Source organism: Achromobacter sp. ACM03 (assembly GCF_014851665.1).
Lineage (GTDB): Bacteria > Pseudomonadota > Gammaproteobacteria > Burkholderiales > Burkholderiaceae_B > Achromobacter > Achromobacter aegrifaciens.
This window is the reverse complement of sequence record NZ_JACVAD010000011.1, coordinates 75,571-96,571: the sequence shown is the minus strand read 5'-3', so window position 1 is coordinate 96,571 and position 21,001 is coordinate 75,571. Positions and strand designations below refer to the sequence as shown.

Genomic DNA, 21,001 nt, shown 5'->3' with positions numbered 1-21,001 from the left:
ATGCAAAGCGCAAGCCCTGCCAGCCCATCCCCGCTTCCCGTCCAGCAACCGCTGGAGGTCGGCCATTGCTTCGAATCCGCCGGCCGCACCATTACCGAAAGCGACATCGTCAACTTCGCCTGCCTGTCCGGCGACTTCAACCGCCTGCACGTCGACCACGAGTACGCCAGCGCCACGCCCTTCGGCCAGCGCATCGCCCACGGCCTGCTGGTGCTGTCCGTGCTGTCCGGGCTGACCACCCAGTCCAGCGGCTACCGCCAGCTGGAACCCTACGTGCTGGCGCTGATCGACATCAACTGCCGCTTTCCCAAACCCACCTTCATCGGCGACACCATCGTCGTGCGAGTGACGGTGACCGAAAAAACCGGGCAGTACCGGCCGGGCAAGGACAAGGTGGTGTTCCGGCGCGAAGCCGTCAACCAGCGCGGCGAGGTGGTGGTCCAGGCCGACTTCGCGATGGTGCTGCGGTCCATGGAGGGCGCGGCATGAAACCGTTCGCAGACCTGACGCGCTTCGTCAATCCGCGCAATGTGGCCGTGGTCGGCGCTTCTGCCCGCGAATCCAGCCAGGGGCGCCGCCTGTACGACAACCTGGTGCTGCATTCGTCGGTGCCGGGCGAGGTGTACGCGGTCAACCCGGCCTACCAGGAAATCGGCGGCCGGCCCTGCTGGCCATCCATCAGCGCCCTGCCACCAGCCGAGATCGACGTGGCCCTGATCATGATCAACGCCTCGCTGGTGCTGGATGCCTTGCGGCAATGCGCGGCGCGCGGGATCCCTTTCGCGGTGGTCATGACCTCCGGCTTTTCCGAGGCAGGCGAGGAAGGCCGGCGCCTGGAACGCGAGATCGCCGAGCTGTGCGAGGCTACCGGCCTGCACGTCTACGGGCCGAACTGTCCGGGCTTCGTGAACGTGCGTGACCGCCTGGGCATGACCTTCTCGCCCGCCTTCAAGGACGATCTGAACACCGGCTCCATCGGCTTGGCGACCCAGGGCGGCGGACTCGGCCGCAACCTGCTGCAGGGCCTGTCCTACGGCCAGGGAGTGGGCCTGTGGTTCTCCGCCGGCAACGAGGTCGACCTGGAGATTCCTGACTTCATCGCCCACATGGCGAACGATCCGAAAACCAGCGTGATCGCCTTACTGATGGAAGGCGTGAAGCACGGCAGGCGGCTGACGGCGGCGCTGGAACTGGCGCGCGCCCGCAACAAGCCGGTGGTGGTGCTGAAGGTGGGCCGGTCGGAAGCCGGCGTACGCGCCGCGCAGTCGCACACGGCGTCGGTGGCCGGCACGGCTGCGGTCAACAGCGCTGTGTTCCGGCAGTTCGGCGCAATCGAAGTGGACGACCTGGACCAGCTGCTGGCGGTCTCGCGCCTGCTGACGCGCATCACGCCCAAGAGCGGCAACGGCCTGTGCATCCATACCTTCTCGGGCGGCACCGCCGCGCTGGCCGCCGACATCGCCGGCGCAGCCGGCCTGCCGATGGCGGTGTTCGCGCCCGAGACCAAGGCCGCCTTGCGCAAGCTGCTGCCGGATTTCGCCAGTATCGACAACCCGGTAGACACCACTGCCGACATCCTGCGCAACCCCGAAGCCTCGGCGGCCTGCCTGCGCGCGATATGCGCCGACCCGGCGGTGGGCACGGTGCTGTTCCCCATCCCCATGGATTACGGTTCCATCACCGACGGCATGGCGCAGGCCATCGCCACGGTGGCGGCCGAAACCGAAACTCTGATCGTGCCGGTCTGGATGAGCCGGCGGTTGGGCGGCGGTTTCCAACTGCTGGAAACCGCCGGCCTGCTGCCGTTCCTGTCGCTGTCGGACGCGATCGCGGCCCTGTCCAAGGCCATACCGTGGAAGCGGCCCGAACGCGCGACGGCGGCAGCGCCCGCGCACGCCGATGCCGCATCCGACCAGGCCCGCATGCTTAGCGAAGCCGCGGCCAAGGCCATGCTGCGCGCGGCCGGCCTGCCAATACCCGAAGGAGTGGTTGCCGCCAGCGCCGAGCAGGCAGCCCGCGAGGCCGAGCGCCTGGGCTTTCCCGTGGTGATGAAGGTGGTCAGCGCCCAGATCGCGCACAAGACCGAAGCGGGCGGCGTCAAGCTGGGCATCGCCAGCGCCGGCGCGGCGCGCGAAGCCTATGCCACCATTCATGAATCGGTCGCACGCCACCAGCCGGACGCCATCATCGACGGCATCCTGGTGGAGCGCATGCTGCCGCCGGGCGGCCGCGAAGTGCTGGTCGGCGTGCATAGCGATGCGGCCTTCGGCCTGGTGCTGACCTTCGGCCTGGGCGGCATCTTCGTCGAAACCATCCGCGACGTGGCCCACCGCATGGTGCCGCTGTCGCGCGACGATGCGCGCGCCCTGCTGCGCGAGATCCGTTACGCCGACATGCTGGACGGCGTGCGCGGCCAGGCGCCCGCCGACCTTGCCGCGCTGGAGGACCTGATCCTGCGGGTCTCGGACTTTGCCTGGAGCCGCCGCGACACCTTGCAGGAACTGGAGCTCAACCCGGTCTGGGTCGGCGCCGAAGGACAGGGCGCGATGCCGCTGGACGCGCTGATCGGCCTGCGCCCCGGCGCGGATGCCAGCCTGGAGCAACGCCCCTCATGACCGCCGCCGCAACGCCCTCCTCGACCATCTCCGCCTAGGACTCGCATGGACTTCTCACTGGACTCCACCCAGATCGAATTGCGCGACTCGCTGCGCCGCTACCTGACGGCCGAAGTCGCGCCCATCGTCAACCGCTACGAGGCCGAAGCCCGCGTGGTGCCGCAGGACATGGTCCGCGCCATGCGCGACTTCGGCCTGTTGGGCGGCATGCTGCAGGAAAAGGACGGCGGCTACGGCCTGCCGATGACGACCTACGGCATGCTGATAGCCGAGCTCGCGCGCGTCTGGCCGTCGCTGCGCAGCATCGTCAGCACCAGCAATCTCGCCGCCTCGGTGCTGAGCGACGGCGGCTCGCCCTACCTCAAGGAAAAGTACCTGCCGCGCGTCCTGTCGGGCGACGCGATCGCCAGCTTCGCGCTGAGCGAACCCAACATTGGTTCGGACGCGGCCCATGTCGAAACGCGCGCGGTGCAGACCGAAACCGGCTGGCGGGTCAACGGCCGCAAGCTCTACATCAGCCTGGGCACGGTCTGCGAGCTGGGCGTGGTGTTCGTGCAGACCCAGCGGGATGGCGGCGAACGCGGCGTGTCCTGCCTGCTGTTCGAGCGCGCCATGCAAGGCTTCTCGTCCAGCCCCATCGACAAGATGGGCATGCTGAGCTGCCCGTTGGGCGAGCTGCTGTTCGAAGACGTGGAGATCCCCGCGGCCAACCTGATCGGCGCCGAGGGCAAGGGCTTCGCGCTGGCCAAGAAGTACCTCAACATCGGCCGCTGCGTGGTGGCGTTTTCCGCGTTGGGCATCGCCGAGGCCGCCTATGAGGCGGCGGTAAAATACGCCGGCGACCGGGTCCAGTTCGGCCGGCCCATAGGCGGCTTCCAGCTGGTGCAGCATATGATCGCCGACATGATGACGCTGGTCGAAACCTCGCGCCTGCTGTGCTGGCGCGCCGCCGACGCGCTGGACCGCAACGCCGCCGACAGCCAGATGCTATGTTCGATGGCCAAGCGCCATGCCACCGACGCCGTGCTGCGCGTGGCGGAACTGTCCATGCAGGTGCATGGCGGCGCGGGCTACACCACGCTGTTCCCCGTCGAGCGTCATTACCGCGACGCCCGCCACCTGAGCATTGCCGAAGGCACCAACCAGATCCAGGCCCTGCTCATGGCGCAAAGCGTATTAGGCATTTCCGCGTTGAAATGACCGGCTACGCAAACGCCCGGGCCGGTTCCACTATCCACTCCGACATCCTATGCCGCAAATCCTCCCTACCGCACAGCGCGTGCTGCAAGTCTTCGAAGTCTATGCGCGGGAGCGCCGTCCCCTGACGAATTCGGAAATGGCGCGCTTTCTCGACCTGGCCGACAGCAGTTGCTCGGACCTGCTCTACACGCTGCGCCAGGCAGGCTACCTGTTGCGCACGCCCAAGTCGCGCTACTTCCACCCGACGGGCAGGCTGCTCGACGTGGCCCAGGGCATTTCGGCGGCCGACCCGCTGCAAGCCTTCGCGTCCGAAGCGCTGGAGATCCTGACGCGCCAGTCCGGCGAATCCTCGATGTGCGGCCTGCTCGACGGCAACAAGGTGAAGATCTACGCCAGCCAGGAAAGCCCGCGCGCCTTGCGCTACGTGGTGCAGCCCGGCACCACCTTCGACCTGCAGGTCGCGGCGCTGGGCAAGGCGCTGCTGGGTGAAATGGACGCCGCAGAACGCAACGCCGTGATCGATGCGCTGCCGTTCGAACACGTCACGGCCAGCAGCATCACCGACCCCGGCACCTTGCGCACGCAGATCGAATCCCAGCTGGAAAAGAAGTACTTCCACACCCGCGACGAAGGCAATGAAGGCGTCTCGGCCATCGGCATCGCCGGGCGTGTCGGCGGACAGTTGACTGCCCTGTCCATCGTCGGCCCGACCCATCGCATGGACGCCAACATGGAGAAGTACACCCAGGTCATCCTGGACGCGCGCGCCGAATTCTTCGAAGCCTGAGAACCCGACACATCATGGAGTGACGATAGACATGGCTGGTCCCCTGAACGGATTGACGGTGGTGGAAATGGCCGGCATCGGGCCCGGCCCGTTCTGCGCCATGATGTTGGCGGACATGGGCGCGGACGTGATCCGCATCGACCGGCTTGCGCCCGGGTTCCTGGGCGGCGGCGGCACCATCATCGACCGGGGCCGGCGCACGATCGCGCTGGATCTCAAGAAGCCCGGCGCGACCGACATCGTGCTGCGGCTGCTGGACCGGGCGGACGCCTTGCTGGAAGGCTTCCGGCCGGGCGTGATGGAAAGGCTGGGCCTGGGGCCAGACGAATGCCTGGCGCGCAATCCGCGGCTGGTGTACGGACGCATGACGGGCTGGGGCCAGGACGGACCGCTGGCGCAGGCGGCCGGCCATGACCTGAACTACATCGCCATCACCGGCGCGCTGCACGCCATGGGACATGCCGACCGGCCGCCGACGCCGCCGCTGCATCTGGTCGGCGACATGGGCGGCGGCGCCATGATGCTGGCCTTCGGCGTGCTTTGCGGCCTGCTCGAGGCCGGCCGCACGGGCCGGGGCCAGGTGGTGGACGCAGCCATCTGCGACGGCGCGTCCCTGCTGGCGAGCGCCTACCACGGCAAGCTGCAAGACGGAGGCTGGATCAACCAGCGCCAGTCCAACATGCTGGACGGCGGCGCCCATTTCTACGGCTGCTATGCCTGCGCGGACGGCAAGTACGTTTCCATCGGCGCGATCGAACCGCAGTTCTACCGCCTGCTGCTGGAGCGTTGCGGCATCGACGACCCGGACTTCCAGCAGCAATGGGAACGCGCGCAATGGCCGCAGCTGCGCGCCAAGCTGGCCGGCATCATCGCGGGCCGCACCCGCGAGCAATGGTGCGCGCTGCTCGAAGGCACGGATGCCTGCTTCGCGCCGGTGCTGGACTTCGAGGAAGCGCCGCGGCACCCCCACCATGTGGCGCGCAACAGTTTCATCGAAACCGGCGGCATCGTGCACCCCGCCCCCGCGCCGCGGCTTTCGCGCACGCCCGGGCAGGCTCGCGCAGTGCCCGCGCCCGGTGCGCACACAGAAGAATTGCTGGCGGAACTGGGCCTGGCGCCAGCCGAGATCCAGGCCCTGCGCGAACGCGGCGCCATCGCCTGAGCGCCCGCGGCAGCTTGCGGCCGGATCCGCATGGCGCGGCCCGGCCATCATGGAAGGCAGACATGGAGACCGATCCGATGCAAGTCATCTCTAGCGAGTTCAAGACCCTGCTCTATGCCGTGGAAGGCGGCGTCGCCACCATCACGCTGAACCGCCCCGCCCAGCGCAACGCGCTGGACATGGTCATGCGCGAAGAGCTGGCCCATCTGGTGGGCGAGATCCGGCGCGACCGCGGCGTGCGCGTCGTGATCCTGGCCGGCGCGGGCGGCGCCTTCTGCTCGGGCGGCGACATCTCCACCATGGGCTCCGGCGGCTCCGCCGAAGAGGCGCGCGAACGCATGGCCAGCCTGCTCCTGACGATAGAAGGCCTGATCACGCTGGACCGGCCGGTGATCGCAGCGGTCGACGGCCCGGCCTATGGCGCCGGGCTGGGCCTGGCCCTGACCGCCGACCTGATCCTGGCCTCGCCGCGGGCGCGCTTCTGCCTGTCCTTCCTGCGACTGGGGGCCATCCCCGATTGCGCCACCATGTACACGCTGCCGCGCATGGTGGGCCTGCAACGCGCCAAGGAACTGGCCTTCTCCACCCGCGAATTCGAGGCGCAGGAAGCCCGCGACATGGGCATCGTGTTCGAGATCCAGCCGCAGGAGGCGATCCACGAGCGCGCGCGGCAGATCGCGCTGTCCATGGCAGAACTGCCCATGGCGGCGCTGGCGATCACCAAGCGCGGCTTCAACGCTTCACTCAACAGCGACCTGAACGCGATGCTGGACCTGGAAGCCGCGGGCCAGGGCGTGGCCCGCTCCACCGACTACCACCGCGAGGCGGCCGGCCGCTTTCTCGACAAGGTGGCGCAACGCTTCCAGTGGCCGGCGGCCGGCCTCTAGCCCGAGGTCCGCGCGCTTGCCCGCCGCGCCAGCGTGCAGTAGTACTCGGCCGCCGGCGTCAGCGGCAGGCCGGCGCGCTGCACGATGCATACCGGCGGCGCGGGCAGCGGTTCCTTGACGCGGATTTCCTGGAACACGCCTTGCAGCAGCGGATACTGCAGCCATTGCACCGGCAGCATCATCAGCAGGTCGGAATTGGTCAGGGCCGTGATGAAGGTCAGCGCGGACTGGGCCTTCAAGGCCAGGTGCGGCGGCGGCAGGCCGTGCTTCTCGAACAGCGGACCCAGCTCTTCTTCGGCCTTGTGCGTGATGGAGGTGGTGATCCATTGCGCCCCGGCCAGGTCGCGCAGGGAACGGGCGCGCGCCAGCGGATGGCCCTTGCGGCCGATGATCACGCGCGTGTTGTCGAAGAGCTTTTCCACCTGTAGTTCGCCAGGCGTGCGCGCGGGCACCGGCCCGATGTAGAAGTCCACGGTGCCATCCAGCAGGGACGCCTCCACCAGCGGGTAGACCCCGTCGATGATCTCCAGATGAGTATCCGGGTAGCGCGCCCGGAACTCGCGCAACACTTCGGCGAACAGTCCCAGATGCGGCGCGGTCGACATGCACAGCGTGACGCGTCCGCGGGACGCGCCGTTCAACTGGCCGATCTCGTCGCGCGCACGCTGCAGCTCATGGCGGATGGCGTTGGCCCGCCTGAGGAACACAGCGCCCATGGGGGTCAGGCGCACGCCCTTGGCATGCCGTTCGAACAGCACGCACCCCAGCTCTTTCTCGAGTTCGCGGATGCTGCGCGAGATGGCCGGCTGAGGCGCGTCCAGATGGCGGGCCGCGGCCCTGACGCCGCCGCGTTCGGCCACGGCCAGGAAATCCCGCAGGGTGTTGAGCTTCATGGAAGTGAATCAAATTTGATATCGGTAAGCCAATTTTGCCATCTTTCAGCATCATGGACATAGGCCTAGGATGCTTCCAAAGCCTGCAGGTGAGCAGGCAACCGAGGAGACCGAAGGTGGAGAAGCGAGCCTCGCCCCGCGTGCTGATCGTGGGCGCCGGACCGGCCGGACTGAGTCTGGCGATCGAACTGGGGCACAGAAGGATTCCGTGCCTGCTCATCGAGCGCAACGACCGCGTGGGATACGCGCCGCGCGCCAAGACGACCAATGTGCGCACGCGCGAACACCTGCGCCGCTGGGGCATCGCCGACCGATTGCGCGCGGCGTCGCCGCTGGGCGCGTACTACCCCTCCAACGTCGTGTTCTGCACCCGCCTGGCCGGCTTCGAACTCGGGCGGCACGAGAACGCCATGTACTGCGCCCCCGGCCGCAATCCGCTGTACTCGGAACACGCGCAGTGGATACCCCAGTACACCGTGGAAGAGGTCTTGCGTTCGCATGCCTCCTCGCTACCCGACGTGGAGATACGGTTCCGCTCCGAGCTGCTGGACCTGACGGAGGATGCCGGCGGAGTGCACGCGCGCTTGCGCGATCTGGCGCAAGGCCGGGACATCGAACTGGAAGTGGATTACCTGGTGGGCGCCGACGGCGCCCGCAGCCTGGTGCGGGACCTGATTGGCACGCGCATGGAAGGCAGCTACGGGCTGTCCCGCAACTACAACATCGTGTTCCGCGCCCCCGGACTGGCCCAGGCCCATCGGCACGGCCCCGCCATCATGTACTGGCAGATCAACGGCGACGCGCCCAGCCTGATCGGTCCGATGGACAGCGGCGACACCTGGTTCTTCATGCCCACTCACGTGGACCCGCAGCAACGCGCCAGCGACATCGACGCGCGCGCCATGATCGCCCGCGCCACCGGCATCGACCTGCCATACGAGGTGCTCAGCAGCGACGAGTGGACTGCCAGCAAGCTGCTGGGCGACCGCTACCGCCAAGGGCGCGTCTTCCTCGTGGGCGATGCCTGCCATCTGCATCCGCCCTTCGGCGGCTATGGCATGAACATGGGGGTGGCCGACAGCGTGGACCTGGGCTGGAAGCTGGCCGCGGCGCTGCAAGGCTGGGGCGGCCCCGCCCTCATCGACAGCTATGAACGGGAACGCCGGCCCGTGCACCAATGGGTGCTCGACGAAGCCGAACACAACCATTCGATCCTCGGCAATCATTTGCTGGCGGACCATCTTGAAGACGCTGGCGCCGCAGGCGAGCGGGCGCGCCAGGAAGCCGGCGCGCGCATCCGCGCGGCGAAGATGCGCGAGTTCTCCACCCTGGGCGTGGTGCTGGGCTACCAGTACGCGGACTCTCCCGTCATCGTGCCCGACGGCAGCCCCGAGCCGGCCCGGGACTTCATCAACTACACGCCCTCGTCCCGTCCCGGCGCCCTGGCGCCGCATGCCTGGCTGCATGACGGCAGCTCGCTGTACGACCATTTCGGCCCGGGTTTTACCCTGCTGGCCTTGCCCATGGCAGCCGCCCGCGACGTCGATGCCGCCGTATCCGCAGCGCAGGCTGCGGGCGTGCCCTTGACGCTGATCCGTCCGGACGAAGGCGGCGTGGCCAACCTCTACCCCGCCCCGCTCACCCTGATCCGGCCCGATCAGCACGTCGCCTGGCGCGGCGCCGCGTGGCCGGATACCGACCTGTACGCCCGGGTGACAGGGCGCAACTGAAACCACAGCCGGCGCTGCGCTGCCCCGCGCCGCCGCCATCCCAGCCTAGAGAGATCCGCCACCAAGGCGGACGACAGGAGACCTACCATGATCCGCAATGAAGATCTGGCGCATGCCGAACAGGCTGTCGCCGGCTTTCGCAACCGCGTCCTGCCCTTGCTGTTCGCAGGATATCTGCTCAACTTCCTGGACCGCACCAACATCAGCTATGCGCAGTTGCAGATGGGCGCGGACCTGGGCATCTCCCTGGCGGCCTACGGGTTCGGCGCGGGCCTCTTTTTCATCGGCTATGCCAGCGTATGCGTGCCCGCCAACCTGGCGCTGCAACGCTTCGGCGTCAGGCGCTGGCTGGCCTGCATGTTCCTGGCCTGGGGCCTGGTCTCCTGCCTGATGGCCGCGCTGCACGGTGAAAAATCGTTCTACGCGCTGCGCTTCCTGCTGGGCGTGACGGAAGGCGGTTTCATTCCCGCCGTCAACTTCTACATCGCATCCTGGATTCCGCCGCGCTACCGCAGCCGCATCAATTCGATCTTCATCATGGCGCTGCCGCTGGCCATGATCTTCGGCGGGCCACTGGCGGGCGCGCTGCTGAAGATCGACGCCGGCATGCCGGGCTGGCGCTGGCTGTTCCTCATCGAAGGCCTGCCCACCATGCTGCTGGGCTTGCTGATCCTGCGCTACCTGCCCGGCACGCCGCAGGAGGCCCGCTGGCTCAGCGACGGCCAGCGCCAGGGCTTGCGCGCCGTCATGGAACACGAGGCTCCGGCCCGCACGGCCTTCCCCTCCGCTTCCTGGACGCACGGATTCGCCGTCTTCCGCCAGCCCATGCTGTGGGGCCTGCTGTTGATCTTGCTGGCCGCGTATGCCGCGACCTTTGCCCTGGCGTACTTTCTTCCGACCATACTCAAGCAGCTGTACGGCATCACGCCGCTGGAAATCGGCGCGCTGCTGATGATTCCCAACGTCGTGGCGCTGGTGTTCAGCTACGTGGTCGGACGCAGCAGCGAACGCACCGGCGACATCCGCTGGCACCTGGCGGTCGTCTGCCTGGCGGGCGCGGGCGGCTTCCTGATGCTGCACGGCGCGGCGATGGTGTCCCTGGCGGCATTCCTGGCCGTGGTGTCCATCATCACCGGCTACACCATCGCGTACTACGGTCCGCTCAATGCCGCGGTGCAGAACTATATCGGCGCGAGCGCCGGCCCCCTGGCGCTGGTTACGACCATCGGCTCGCTGGGTGGCTTCTTCGGCCCGACCCTGACCGGCGCGGTCATGCAGGCCAGCGGCGGCGAATGGGAACTCGCGGCCCAGGTGTTCGCCCTGGCGACGCTGGCGAGCGCGGGCCTGGCGATCCTGTGCGTGCGCAACCGGCGCGCGGCGCCGGCCGCGCAAGCAGCGGCCTCCGGCACCTGAAATCGACACAACCTACATAGCGAGCCAGACATGAGCACGAACACTCAAGCAAGGACCGCCGTCATCACCGGCGGCGCAAGCGGGATCGGCCAGGAATGCGCGCGGCAGCTGCGCGCCGAAGGCTGGCAGGTCGTGGTGTGGGACCGGAGCGCCGCGGATGACGCCGTGGCCGTCGACGTTTCGGACTACGCCAGCGTAGCCCGCGCGGCGGCACAGCTGGACGGCGTAGACCTGCTGATCAACGCCGCCGGCATCGCCGGCAGCCGTGCCCCGGTCGCGGAAAAGGACCCCGCGGAATGGGCCCAGGTCCTGGCGGTGAACCTCAACGGCACCTTCCATTGCGCGCATGCCCTGTATCCGGCGCTGCGCGCCCGCGGCGGCGTCATCGTCAACATCGCGTCGGTGGCCGGCATGGTCATGATGAAGGGCCGCGCCCACTACGCCGTATCGAAGGCCGGCGTGGCGACGCTGACGCGGTCGCTGGCCAATGAATGGGCCGAGGACGGCATCCGGGTCATCGCGGTGGCGCCGGGCTACGTCAAGACGCCCTTGATCCAGCATTCCATCGACGCGGGCGAACTGGACGAAGCGCGGCTTGCGGCCATGCATCCGATGAACCGCCTGGCGACTACCCAGGAAATCGCGGCGTCGATCATCGCGTTGACCAGGCCGCCGTTCCTGTTCATGACGGGTTCGGTCGTCACCATCGACGGCGGCATGACGCTGGGTAAATAGTTCGGGGTATCGCGCGAAAGCAACAGTTTGTCCCCAAATTTTCCGGCAATCCCCTTTTATTGAAATAAACCGTCACATATTACGATTACTTTCAATCCATAATCTACGCAAGAAAATGCCACCGGCGTAGGGGGCCCGCTCTTGCGATGAAAGTCCTTTCCATATTCGGGACCCGTCCCGAAGCGATCAAGATGGCGCCCCTGGTGTCCGCGCTGCAAGGCGAACCCAGGATCCAGAGCGTCGTCTGCGTGACGGGCCAGCATCGCGAGATGCTGGATCAGGTGATGGCCCTGTTCGACCTGCGGGCGCAGCACGACCTGGACATCATGGTGCCCAACCAGACGCTCAACGGCCTGTACGCGCGGCTGATCAGCCGGGTGGACAGCGTGCTGGAGGCGGAGCAGCCCGATTGCGTGCTGGTCCACGGCGACACCAGCACCGCATCGGCCTGCGCGCTGGCGGCTTTCCACCGCCGCGCGCGCATCGGCCACGTCGAAGCCGGCCTGCGCACCGGCGATCTGGCCAAGCCCTTCCCCGAGGAAATGAATCGCCGCGTGGTCGACGCGGTGGGCGACTGGCTGTTCGCGCCGACTGCGCAATCGCGCGCCAACCTGTTGCGCGAAAACCTCTCGGGCCGCATCACGGTCACAGGCAATACCGTGATCGACGCGCTGGCCATGACCTGCGCCAAGCTCGCGCCCGAAGGTGCGCTGGCGCAGCAATTGGCGGCACGCTACGGCTGGCTGGATCCGCAGCGCCGCCTGCTGCTGGTGACCGGACACCGGCGCGAGAGCTTCGGCGAGGGCTTCCGGAACATCTGCGCCGCCCTGGCCGAACTGGCGCGGCGCGAAGACCTGCAGATCGTCTACCCCGTGCACCTGAATCCGCAGGTGCGCAACGTGGTGATGGCTCAACTGGACGGCCTGTCGCGCGTGCATCTGATCGCCCCGCTGGATTACCTGGACTTCGTCTGGTTCATGCAGCGCGCCTACCTGATCCTGACCGACTCGGGCGGGGTGCAGGAAGAAGCGCCCTACCTCGGCAAGCCGGTATTGGTGATGCGCGACGTCACCGAACGCCCGGAAGCCGTGCAGGCCGGCACCGTGACGCTGGTCGGCACCGATACGCAGCGCATCCTGGCCGAAGTGAACCGCTTGCTCGACAACCCGGAACTGCACGCTTCGTTCTCGCGCCGCATCAATCCCTATGGCGACGGCCTCGCCAGCCAGCGCATCGTCGATGCGCTTTGCGGCCGCGCCGTATCCGAGTTTGCGCCTCAAGCACCGGCCGCGGCCCGTTAGCCGCCCCATGCCCCTCACCACCGGAGCCCTCATGCCCCATGCCCCGCATTCCCCCGCCGCCCGCACCCTCTGCCGCGCGCTGATCGCCGCCGGGTTGCTGCTCCCCTTGGGAGCGATGGCCAGTCCCGCGGGCGACGCCTTGCGGCGCTTGCTGGGCGACGACTGGGTCACGCGCGACACCAGCCTGGAAGACCTGGGCATCCGCGAACCGGTGGTGCTGAGCAACAGCGATGCGCGCCAGGAGTTCTACCTGCCGGTACCCCGCGGCGTGCCGATAGCCGACGCCACGCTCGATTTCGACGCGCGCTACATCAAGGGCGAACCGGGCCGCGCCAGCATGGTGTTGTGGGTGGACGGCGTGCCGCAGACGGCGCAGCGCATCGCCGACGGCGAGGGGTCGGCCACGCGCAAGCTGAACGTGGAACAACGCGTGCGCGACACCGGCTTCGTGCGCCTGGCGGTGGACTGGCAATCGGACATCGCGCAGCGCCAGTGCGAAAGCAACCGCGCCACCGCCAACGCCTTGATGGTGTCGCCGCGCACGCGCCTGAGCTACCGCTACGACGCCTCGGCCATCGGCAGCCTGGACGAAGCCTGGAGCACCCTGCCCGGCAAGCCCGTGCTGATGGTGGCGGGCGCCAAGCTCGACCAGCAGGCTTTCGACAGCGCCTGGCGCATGGGCGTGGCGATGGAGCGCAGCGGCAAGCGGGTCGCAGTCCGCGCCTTCCCGGCAGTGGGCGACGAGATCGACACCCGCGGCCTGCAGGCCCCGAACGGACTGGGGCAAGTGCAGGCGTTCGCAGCCCTGGCGGGCAAGGACAAGCACAAGCTGGCCAACGCCGCGGAGATCGGCGCGCTGCTGGTCATGGGCGCCCCCGCCGTCAGCGGCGACGTGGTGATCGCCGACGCCGCGCTGCGCGCCCGCTACAACGAGGCGCTGGACGCCTTGCAGGCGCAATTGGCGCAGGACGGCGACGCCGCCGAGGCCTTCCAGGCCTGGCGCCAGCGGCGCATGCCCCTGGCCGGCCAGGACCTGCCCTCCAAGGAGATCCGCCTGGCGCCGCTGGGCCGGCAGGCGGTCATCGCCGTGGCCGCCGACGCCGGCGCGCAAGGCGCGGGCGCCTTCGACACGGCTTGGCGCCGCATCCTGGTCACGCGCCAGGCGCAGGTCAAGACGGCGGAGCCGCCGCAGGCTTCGGGCGAAGATGGCATGCGCCTGACCGCGTTGGGCGGATCGTCCGCCAGCTTCGACGTGGTCGCGCGCGGCGACTGGAACGCCACGTTCGCGCTGGCCGCGGTGTCGGCGGACGGCAGCATGCCGGACGAACTGGTCATGGACCTGGCCGCCGCGCCGGGCGCGTCCGCCACCCGGCCGGTCGCCTCGGTATTCTGGAATGGCATCCTGCTGGCCGCCAAGCAGATGGACGCCGACGGCCATCCTGAACGCCTGACGGCGCGCGTGCCCGGCTACGCCCTGGGCCTTACCAACGCGGTGCGCGTCACGTTCCAGCGCCAGCCGGTATCGGTGGATTGCAATGAAATCCCGCAAGGCTACCCCGTCAACGTGCTGCCCACCAGCTATGTGAAGCCGGGCCGCGCGCAGCCGGACGGCACCTTCGTGGGGCTGCTGCCGCTGTTGGCCGGCAGCCCCCAGTTGCTGATCCCCGACGGCTATCTGGCCGACGCGCCGGCCAGCCTGCAACGCGTCATCGGCATCGCCACGGCCAGCGGCCTGTCCGCCACGCGCGCGGCGCTGTCGCTCACGCCGGCGGGCCAGGCGGCCAAGCCCGGCGGCCCCTTCGTGGCGATGGAAGTCGCGGTGGACGGCGCCAAGCCCATGGTCAAGGTCACGGACCGCAAGCAGCTGACGGTGGACGGCAAGAGCGCGCCCTGGCTCGACGTTTCCGGCCTGGACAACCTGAGCACGGCCGAAGTGGTGCGCGCCGGCGGCCAGGACGGCCTGCTGTGGCACACGCTGGGCCAGCGCCCGGTCATGCCGCAGGCGCCCTTCGTGCTGAACCGCGGCAACATCGCCATCATCGGCGCGGCAGGGCCGCTGGCCTGGATCGACAGCGCCAATCCCGCGGCGGGCCAGCCGCCGGGGGCGGGCGCAAGCGCCTTCTTCGAATGGCGCAACTACCTGTCGTGGAGCGTCCCGGCGCTGAGCGTGGGCCTGCTGGTCCTGCTCCTGATCCTGATCGCCGCATTGCGCGTCACCCGCAGGAAGAACAAGGACAGCAAGTAACACGGAGGCGCCATGTCCTCGCTTTACTGGCCCTACCTCATCGCCGACTACTACCGCGGCCTGGAAATGGTGACGGCGGTAGTCGGCGTCATCATCCTGCTGTCCAGCCTGGACGACCTGTTCATCGACGGCTGGTTCTGGCTGCGCGAACTGCGCCGCGGGCTGACGGTCAAGCGCCAGTATGCGCCGCTGACCGCCGAGCAGTTGCGCGCCAAGCGGGAACAGCCGCTGGCGATCATGGTGCCGGCCTGGCTGGAGTACGACGTGATCGCGCCCATGCTGGAGAACATGGTGTCGACGCTGGAATACAAGAACTACATGATCTTCGCGGGCACGTACCAGAACGACGAGCGCACCATCAAGGAAGTGGAACGCATGCGGCGGCGCTACCGCCAACTGATACGGGTGGAAGTGCCGCACGACGGGCCGACCTGCAAGGCCGACTGCCTGAACTGGATCGTGCAGGCCATCTTCGCGCAGAACGCCATGCAGCCCGAGCCCTTCGCCGGCGTGATCCTGCACGACAGCGAAGACGTGCTGCACCCGCTGGAGCTCAAGTACTACAACTATCTGCTGCCGCGCATCGATTTCATCCAGTTGCCAGTCACGTCGCTGGAACGGGAGTGGCACGAGCTGGTCGCCGGCACCTACATGGACGAGTTCGCCGAATGGCACACCAAGGACCTGGTGGTGCGTGAAAGCCTGTCCAAGATGGTGCCGTCCGCCGGCGTCGGCACCTGCTTCTCGCGCCACGCGCTGGAGGTGCTGGCGGCAGAGACCAACAACCAGCCCTTCAATACCGACACGCTGACCGAGGACTACGACATCGGCGCGCGCCTGGCCCAGCGCGGCATGCGCCAGATCTTCGGCAAATTCGAGGTCGAGTACGTGACGCGCCGCCGCTCATGGATCGGCCTGGGGCGGGAGAAGATCTCCGCCATCAGGATGCCGCTGGGCGTGCGCGAATACTTCCCCAACACCTTCCGCACCGCCTACCGGCAAAAGGCGCGCTGGACGCTGGGCATCGGCCTGCAAGGCTGGCAGCAGGTGGGGTGGACCGGCTCGCTGGCCACCAAGTATCTGCTGTTCCGCGACCGCAAGGGACTGTTCACGTCGTTCATCGCGATACTGGCCTATCTGCTGCTGGCCAACTTCTTTCTCTTCTATCTGGCCGACCGCTTTGGCTGGTGGAAGGTTTATTACCCTTCCTACTTCCGCCCCGGCGGCTGGCTGGTGACGCTGATGTGGCTGAACGCGGGGGCCCTGCTGCTGCGCGTGGTGCAGCGCGCGTACTTCGTCGGCCGCATGTACGGCTGGGAGCACGCCCTGCTGTCCATGCCGCGCATGATCGTCGGCAACTTCATCAACGCCATGGCGGCGGCGCGGGCCTGGCGCCTGTTCATCGGCCACCTGATCACGGGCAAGCGGCTGGCCTGGGACAAGACCATGCACGACTTCCCCTCCACCGACCAGTTGGCGCAGCAGCGCCAGCGCCTGGGCGACCTGCTGCTGTCCTGGCAGGCCATCGATCATCAGATGCTGGAGCAGGCGCTGGAGATCCAGGCGCGCGAGAAGCGGCCGCTGGGCGAAATCCTGATGGAGCGGGGCTGGCTCGACGAAAAGACGCTGCACGAAGCGCTGTCATTCCAGCAAGGCGCCCCGACGCAAACCGAACACCCCGCGGACCCGCTATCGCACAGGCCCACTCCTCCATGACCGTCCTTTCCCGTACGCTGGCTTTCAGCGCCCTGCTGTGCGTGGCCGCAGTCCCTGTAGCGGCCGCGCAACCTGCCGCCGCAGCCGAACGTCCGCTGGAAGGCGACGCCTACCAACTGGCCGACCAGGCCTACAAGCAGTACGACGCCGGCCATTACGAAACCGCCCAGATCATGGCGGAGAACGCCATCCGCCTGCGGCCCGACGTGGCTCGCCTGCGCCTGTTGCTGGTCTATGCCTTGGAAAAGCAAGGCAAACGGCAGGAGGCCGCCCGTGCGGCCGACGCGGCGATCGCCGACGGCCTGGGCACCCCGGAACTGCGGCAGGCCAAGGCCAACCTGCAACGCCCGCCTGCCGTGGCCGCCACGCCCACACAGCCCGCGGCGCAAACGCCTGCGCAAGCTTCCGGGCAGACGCCCGTGCAGACGCCCGCCCCTGTCCGCAAGCCCGCGCCGCAAACCCCGTACCAGCGCGCCTATCCCGTGGCGGCGCGCGCCTATGCGGACTATGGACGCCAGGATTACGCCGCGGCCGCCGCAGGCGCCGAACGCGCCTTCCGCGCCGTGCCCAGGCAAGGCGAATGGGCCTTGCTGTGGGTGGAATCGCTGGGCGCGCAACAGCGCTACGAAGCCGCCAGCCAGGCCGTCGACACGGCGCTGGCGCTGGGCGCGCCCAACAAGGCGGCGCTGCAGGCGAGGCAGCAGGCCTATCAGAAGCAGATCGCCGCAAGCCAGGCGCCCGCGGCGCCGGCTCCGGGTAGCGAGGCCGCCACGGGCGCCTATGCCGCCTACGACAAGGGCGCCTACCAGGAAGCCATCACGCTGGCCCGCCAGGCCGTGGCGCAAGCGCCGGACAATGAGAGCTATGCCCAGCTGCTGACGACCGCGCTGGCCGCGGGCAACAAGGCGCAAGCCGCCGAGGCGGAAGCCCGGCTGAGCGACGCCATCGCCCGCCAGCCGGACTCGGCCCAGCTGCTTGCGCAGCGCGGCTATGCGCGCCAGCGCCTGGGCCAGCCCGCGGGTGCGGCGTCCGACTTCGCGGCCGCGCGCGCCACCGGCCAGGCGCCGCCGCGCCTGATCCTGGACCAGGCCTATGCGCAGTCGGCAATGGGCGACAACCGCGCCGCCACCGACTCGCTCAAGCAAGCCATCGACATGGACGATGCCGGCCAGTTGGGCCTCACGCCGCTGGAGCGCTACAACACGCGCAGCGGCGTCGCCGCCCTGTCGCGCGAATGGGGCGGCTCGTTCTCCGCATCCTATCGCGGCGCACGGCCGGCCAGCTCCAGCCTGGGCGGGGCCGCCATCAACACCCCTGGCGACGTGATCTTCAGCACTGCGGAAATCTTCTGGCGTCCGCCGCAACTGAACAACCGCTGGGGCATGCTCGAGGCGTACGCGCGCAGCTCCAACACGCTGTACGACAGCGGCAGCACCTACGAGTCGCGCAGGAATGTCGACCCTTGCACCGGGGAAAGCACCCCGGACGAACGCTCTAACGAAGAACGCTTCCGCAACAACAGCACCTCATCCGGCATCCCCAGCACGATCGGCGCGCTGGGCCTGCGTTATCTGCTGGCCGATACCGGCATAACTTTCGGCATCGAACGCCGCTTCTTTCTGGGATCCGCCACCCGCCAGGGCTATGCCTACCCCGAATCCAGCGCGGTGCAGTGCGCGGCGCAGCAGGCCTTCCACAACGCCTATCCCAATCTGCAGGACCAGAGCGCCGTGGCGCGCTACAAACTCAACGGCAATGCCGGGGGCTGGATGTCCTACGTCACCTACGGCTATTACCAAGGCCGCGAATTGCGCGTGGACGTACCCAGCTGGCTCACGATCGAAGGCTATGCGCAGGCCGGCTACGCCTGGGACGACAACAGCGCCCGCTATACCGCCTATTCGGTGGATTCCAAGGGCCAGCGTCAGCAGGATCTGGGCAGTTCCTCGGGCCGCCTCAAGCGCGACCAGGCCTTCCTGTCCGGCGAACTGCGCGTGGGCCGCAGCTTCCGCGCCACCAGCATCAGCGACAAGCTGGTGCTGTTTCCGTACGCGGTGGTCGGCGCGGACTGGCTGTGGCAGAAGAGCGTGGCCAAGCTGGACGACCTGCCCGGCTACGGCAGCCAGTCGGTGGTCCTGTCCGACCACGGCACTTCTTGGTCGCTGGGCGTGGGGCCGGGCTTCAACGTGCGCTACTGGTTCCGCGAAGACCACTACAACGCGCCGCGCTCTTACCTGGACTTCGGCGTCCAGTACCGTACCAGCCTGGGCGGGGGCGAGAGCGACCGCGCCAAGGGTTGGTTCATGAACATGACGCTGTCGTACTGAGCCGCTGATACACACGATTACATCGGTTCATAAGCCTATAACAATGAATCGGGCATAGTGCTCCGCGCCACGCAGGCTGAGCGATCGCCAGGCGTGCAAACCTCATCCCTCACCGCGTTGGAGATTGAATTGCCGATGTTCAAACAAGCCCGTATCGCCCTGGCCGCCGCCGCCCTGACCCTGGCCAGCAGCGCCGCCCTTGCCCAGCAGACCATGCAGGGCCAGATGCCCAACCTGGCGGCCGTGAGTGGCCAGATGCATGCCGCCGCCGAGTACTGCGGCGCCTACACGGCAGCGCAGCTCGAGCAGATGAAGCAACAACAGAAGACTGCGACCAGCGCCCAGGGCATGTCGGCGGCGGACTTCGACGCCGCTTTTTCGAAGTCCTACAGCCAAGCCAAGGTGCAACTGGGCACGTTGAGCGCGGCCGACAAGGAAAAGACCTGCGCGCAGCTCAAGGCCATGGCCGCGGCGCAACCGCGCTAACCATTCCGCGTCAGACCGCTGATCGGCCGCCTAGAGCGGCCATTCCCGCTTCAGGCGCTCGGCCTCGGGCGTAGGCCCGATCAGCCAGGGATCAGCCGCAAAGGCGACCACGCGTTGCGCGCGGTAGCGCCGCGCGATGCGCAACTGCCGGCGCACGCGCGCCGCGTCGGCGGAGCGGGCATTGAAGGTGGTGCCGTCCTGGCGTTCGGACGGCAGTTCCTCGAATAGTTCGACGATCAGGTCGAACGGCGCACGACGCGCCAGCAGCATGCGATGCAAGGGCTCCAACGCCTCATACGCCGCCATGCCGGACACGCCCACTCCGTCCTGGAGCATGGGCCTCACCCTGACCACATCCAACAATCCGTTCCACAGGTCGGCCAGGCTCAGCGCTCCCGGCAATTTGCTGTGATACGTGGAGATGGCGGGCACGCGTCCCGTCTGTTGCACGAGCGGATCGGACAGCTCGCGCAGCCATTGCGCCAGCAGCGCCTGGCGGCCGGGCGCGGCCCAGCTGTGCTGCTCGATCTCGTAAGGGATGTACCAGCCGCGGAAAGCGGCAAGCCGGGTTGCGTTCGACGCTTGCGCATAAGCCAGCGCCTGCGCCTGCGTGGCCTGCAGGAATGCGGCCAGCGCGGCGTCATCCGGATTGCCCAACTGTCGCCACCAGCGCTCGTCGTAGGGCAGGCCCAACTGCAGCCCCATGCCCAGGCGCTCGGCCTCGTCGAAGATCAGCGCCAGCGTGGACGCGGGCAGTTGCCAGGGCTGCGCCCCGCCGCTGGCGCCCACCCACTGAATGATGATCTCGCGGAATCCCAACGCGTGCATGGCGGCGATGCGTTCGCGCCACGCCTGCGGGCTCAATTCCAGGTGGCTGGGCCAAAGCTGCCAGAAGGTGCTTTGCACCGACCAGGCCGGCGCGCAGGCGGGCAGGCTGGCGGCCAGCGCCGCCACGCCCAGGCCCTGCAACAGGCGTCGCCGGCCGGTGGAAGCAGGCGCAGACGCCTGCATGGGCTGCCTGGCGATAGGATTTACCCGGCGCGGTTACCGAAGATGCCCGACAGGGACGCCAGCAGGTCGGCAGGGTTGAATTGCTGTTCGCCCTGGACCTCGCCGTTGGGCGTGGCCTTGTCCACCAGTTGCGGCAGCAGCGAGGACAGCGAACCCAGCACGGAGTCCGTGTCCTGACCGGTCTTGGCGGCCAGTTCGTTGACGACGCCGGGATCCAGCACGGAACCGAGCTGATCGGCGCTGACCGGCATGTTCTGGCCGGTGCCCACCCACGAGGCCACGATCTCGCTCAAGCCGCCCTTCTGGAAGCTGGCGATCAGGCCGGTCAGGCCGCCCGGGTACTTGTTCAGTTGCTCGATCAACGCGGGCAGCAGCGAAGCCGAGCCCCCTTGCTGACCGCCGCCGGCCATCGAGGCCAAGGTATCCAATAGGCTCATCATCGTGCTCCTGAAAAAACGGAGATCCAGTATAGGCCCATGCCTGCCGCCCCGCC

The 21,001-nt window shown here is 68.1% G+C and carries 17 protein-coding genes; 14 read left to right on the top strand and 3 right to left on the bottom strand.

Annotated features, from left to right (window positions below; genetic code table 11):
* From IB257_RS29975 to IB257_RS29950, 6 genes are all read left to right on the top strand, one after another.
* Nucleotides 1–489: a MaoC/PaaZ C-terminal domain-containing protein gene (locus IB257_RS29975; RefSeq protein ID WP_054450854.1), complete on the top strand. Its 489-nt coding sequence runs from the start codon at nucleotides 1–3 to the stop codon at nucleotides 487–489.
* On the top strand, nucleotides 486–2,615 hold the full coding sequence (locus IB257_RS29970) for an acetate--CoA ligase family protein (RefSeq protein ID WP_192329997.1): 2,130 nt from the start codon (nucleotides 486–488) through the stop codon (nucleotides 2,613–2,615). The genes IB257_RS29975 and IB257_RS29970 overlap by 4 nt, the downstream gene beginning before the upstream one ends.
* Before the next feature lie 45 nt (nucleotides 2,616–2,660).
* On the top strand, nucleotides 2,661–3,815 hold the full coding sequence (locus tag IB257_RS29965; RefSeq protein WP_125472801.1) for an acyl-CoA dehydrogenase family protein: 1,155 nt from the start codon (nucleotides 2,661–2,663) through the stop codon (nucleotides 3,813–3,815).
* Nucleotides 3,816–3,864: 49 nt separating this feature from the next.
* Nucleotides 3,865–4,602 (top strand): IclR family transcriptional regulator, encoded by a 738-nt coding sequence (locus IB257_RS29960; RefSeq protein WP_054450848.1) that lies wholly within the window; start codon nucleotides 3,865–3,867, stop codon nucleotides 4,600–4,602.
* A gap of 31 nt (nucleotides 4,603–4,633) precedes the next feature.
* Nucleotides 4,634–5,764, top strand: a complete 1,131-nt coding sequence (locus IB257_RS29955) for a CaiB/BaiF CoA-transferase family protein (RefSeq protein WP_192354529.1) — start codon at nucleotides 4,634–4,636, stop codon at nucleotides 5,762–5,764.
* Between the two features lie 62 nt (nucleotides 5,765–5,826).
* On the top strand, nucleotides 5,827–6,651 hold the full coding sequence (locus IB257_RS29950; RefSeq protein ID WP_054450846.1) for an enoyl-CoA hydratase/isomerase family protein: 825 nt from the start codon (nucleotides 5,827–5,829) through the stop codon (nucleotides 6,649–6,651).
* Here IB257_RS29950 and IB257_RS29945 read toward each other — a convergent pair.
* Nucleotides 6,648–7,544, bottom strand: a complete 897-nt coding sequence (locus IB257_RS29945) for a LysR family transcriptional regulator (RefSeq protein ID WP_054450843.1) — start codon at nucleotides 7,542–7,544, stop codon at nucleotides 6,648–6,650. The two genes, IB257_RS29950 and IB257_RS29945, sit on opposite strands and share 4 nt — an antisense overlap.
* A 116-nt stretch (nucleotides 7,545–7,660) precedes the next feature.
* Here IB257_RS29945 and IB257_RS29940 point away from each other — a divergent pair, with 116 nt between their 5' ends.
* The 8 genes from IB257_RS29940 to IB257_RS29905 all read left to right on the top strand — a co-directional run bounded on the left by IB257_RS29940 (nucleotide 7,661) and on the right by IB257_RS29905 (nucleotide 19,497).
* On the top strand, nucleotides 7,661–9,274 hold the full coding sequence (locus IB257_RS29940; protein ID WP_370540138.1) for an FAD-dependent monooxygenase: 1,614 nt from the start codon (nucleotides 7,661–7,663) through the stop codon (nucleotides 9,272–9,274).
* Nucleotides 9,275–9,361: 87 nt separating this feature from the next.
* The gene (locus IB257_RS29935) at nucleotides 9,362–10,687 is read left to right on the top strand and encodes an MFS transporter (RefSeq protein ID WP_192329990.1); all 1,326 of its coding nucleotides are present in this window, start codon (nucleotides 9,362–9,364) and stop codon (nucleotides 10,685–10,687) included.
* 30 nt (nucleotides 10,688–10,717) lie between these two features.
* Entirely contained in the window at nucleotides 10,718–11,422 is a 705-nt protein-coding gene (locus IB257_RS29930; protein ID WP_054450840.1) for an SDR family NAD(P)-dependent oxidoreductase, read from the top strand.
* 146 nt (nucleotides 11,423–11,568) lie between these two features.
* Nucleotides 11,569–12,723, top strand: coding sequence for a non-hydrolyzing UDP-N-acetylglucosamine 2-epimerase (gene wecB, locus IB257_RS29925; protein WP_192493232.1), 1,155 nt, complete (start codon nucleotides 11,569–11,571; stop codon nucleotides 12,721–12,723).
* A gap of 31 nt (nucleotides 12,724–12,754) precedes the next feature.
* Entirely contained in the window at nucleotides 12,755–14,968 is a 2,214-nt protein-coding gene (locus IB257_RS29920) for a cellulose biosynthesis cyclic di-GMP-binding regulatory protein BcsB (protein WP_175181956.1), read from the top strand.
* A gap of 12 nt (nucleotides 14,969–14,980) precedes the next feature.
* On the top strand, nucleotides 14,981–16,684 hold the full coding sequence (locus IB257_RS29915) for a glycosyl transferase family protein (protein WP_192493231.1): 1,704 nt from the start codon (nucleotides 14,981–14,983) through the stop codon (nucleotides 16,682–16,684).
* Nucleotides 16,681–19,011 carry a hypothetical protein gene (locus IB257_RS29910; protein WP_175213979.1) on the top strand — a complete coding sequence of 777 codons (2,331 nt, stop codon included), beginning with the start codon at nucleotides 16,681–16,683 and terminating at the stop codon, nucleotides 19,009–19,011. Before IB257_RS29915 ends, IB257_RS29910 begins: the two co-directional genes overlap by 4 nt.
* A 135-nt stretch (nucleotides 19,012–19,146) precedes the next feature.
* Complete coding sequence (locus IB257_RS29905; protein ID WP_225589298.1) at nucleotides 19,147–19,497, top strand: hypothetical protein; 351 nt, start codon at nucleotides 19,147–19,149, stop codon at nucleotides 19,495–19,497.
* 30 nt (nucleotides 19,498–19,527) lie between these two features.
* Here IB257_RS29905 and IB257_RS29900 read toward each other — a convergent pair whose 3' ends face one another.
* Complete coding sequence (locus IB257_RS29900; RefSeq protein WP_192493230.1) at nucleotides 19,528–20,508, bottom strand: DUF4434 domain-containing protein; 981 nt, start codon at nucleotides 20,506–20,508, stop codon at nucleotides 19,528–19,530.
* Between the two features lie 20 nt (nucleotides 20,509–20,528).
* Nucleotides 20,529–20,975: a YidB family protein gene (locus IB257_RS29895; RefSeq protein WP_225589308.1), complete on the bottom strand. Its 447-nt coding sequence runs from the start codon at nucleotides 20,973–20,975 to the stop codon at nucleotides 20,529–20,531.
* Between the last annotated feature and the right edge of the window lie 26 nt (nucleotides 20,976–21,001).

Excerpts from the sequence above, each read along its gene's own strand:
- IB257_RS29920 (WP_175181956.1), top strand. The coding sequence starts at position 12,755 with ATGCCCCATGCCCCGCATTCCCCCGCCGCCCGCACCCTCTGCCGCGCG.
- IB257_RS29960 (WP_054450848.1), top strand. The coding sequence starts at position 3,865 with ATGCCGCAAATCCTCCCTACCGCACAGCGCGTGCTGCAAGTCTTCGAA.
- IB257_RS29935 (WP_192329990.1), top strand. The coding sequence starts at position 9,362 with ATGATCCGCAATGAAGATCTGGCGCATGCCGAACAGGCTGTCGCCGGC.
- IB257_RS29945 (WP_054450843.1), bottom strand. The coding sequence starts at position 7,544 with ATGAAGCTCAACACCCTGCGGGATTTCCTGGCCGTGGCCGAACGCGGC.
- IB257_RS29915 (WP_192493231.1), top strand. The coding sequence starts at position 14,981 with ATGTCCTCGCTTTACTGGCCCTACCTCATCGCCGACTACTACCGCGGC.
- IB257_RS29955 (WP_192354529.1), top strand. The coding sequence starts at position 4,634 with ATGGCTGGTCCCCTGAACGGATTGACGGTGGTGGAAATGGCCGGCATC.
- IB257_RS29950 (WP_054450846.1), top strand. The coding sequence starts at position 5,827 with ATGGAGACCGATCCGATGCAAGTCATCTCTAGCGAGTTCAAGACCCTG.
- wecB (WP_192493232.1), top strand. The coding sequence starts at position 11,569 with ATGAAAGTCCTTTCCATATTCGGGACCCGTCCCGAAGCGATCAAGATG.
- IB257_RS29910 (WP_175213979.1), top strand. The coding sequence starts at position 16,681 with ATGACCGTCCTTTCCCGTACGCTGGCTTTCAGCGCCCTGCTGTGCGTG.
- IB257_RS29970 (WP_192329997.1), top strand. The coding sequence starts at position 486 with ATGAAACCGTTCGCAGACCTGACGCGCTTCGTCAATCCGCGCAATGTG.
- IB257_RS29965 (WP_125472801.1), top strand. The coding sequence starts at position 2,661 with ATGGACTTCTCACTGGACTCCACCCAGATCGAATTGCGCGACTCGCTG.
- IB257_RS29905 (WP_225589298.1), top strand. The coding sequence starts at position 19,147 with ATGTTCAAACAAGCCCGTATCGCCCTGGCCGCCGCCGCCCTGACCCTG.
- IB257_RS29900 (WP_192493230.1), bottom strand. The coding sequence starts at position 20,508 with ATGCAGGCGTCTGCGCCTGCTTCCACCGGCCGGCGACGCCTGTTGCAG.
- IB257_RS29930 (WP_054450840.1), top strand. The coding sequence starts at position 10,718 with ATGAGCACGAACACTCAAGCAAGGACCGCCGTCATCACCGGCGGCGCA.
- IB257_RS29975 (WP_054450854.1), top strand. The coding sequence starts at position 1 with ATGCAAAGCGCAAGCCCTGCCAGCCCATCCCCGCTTCCCGTCCAGCAA.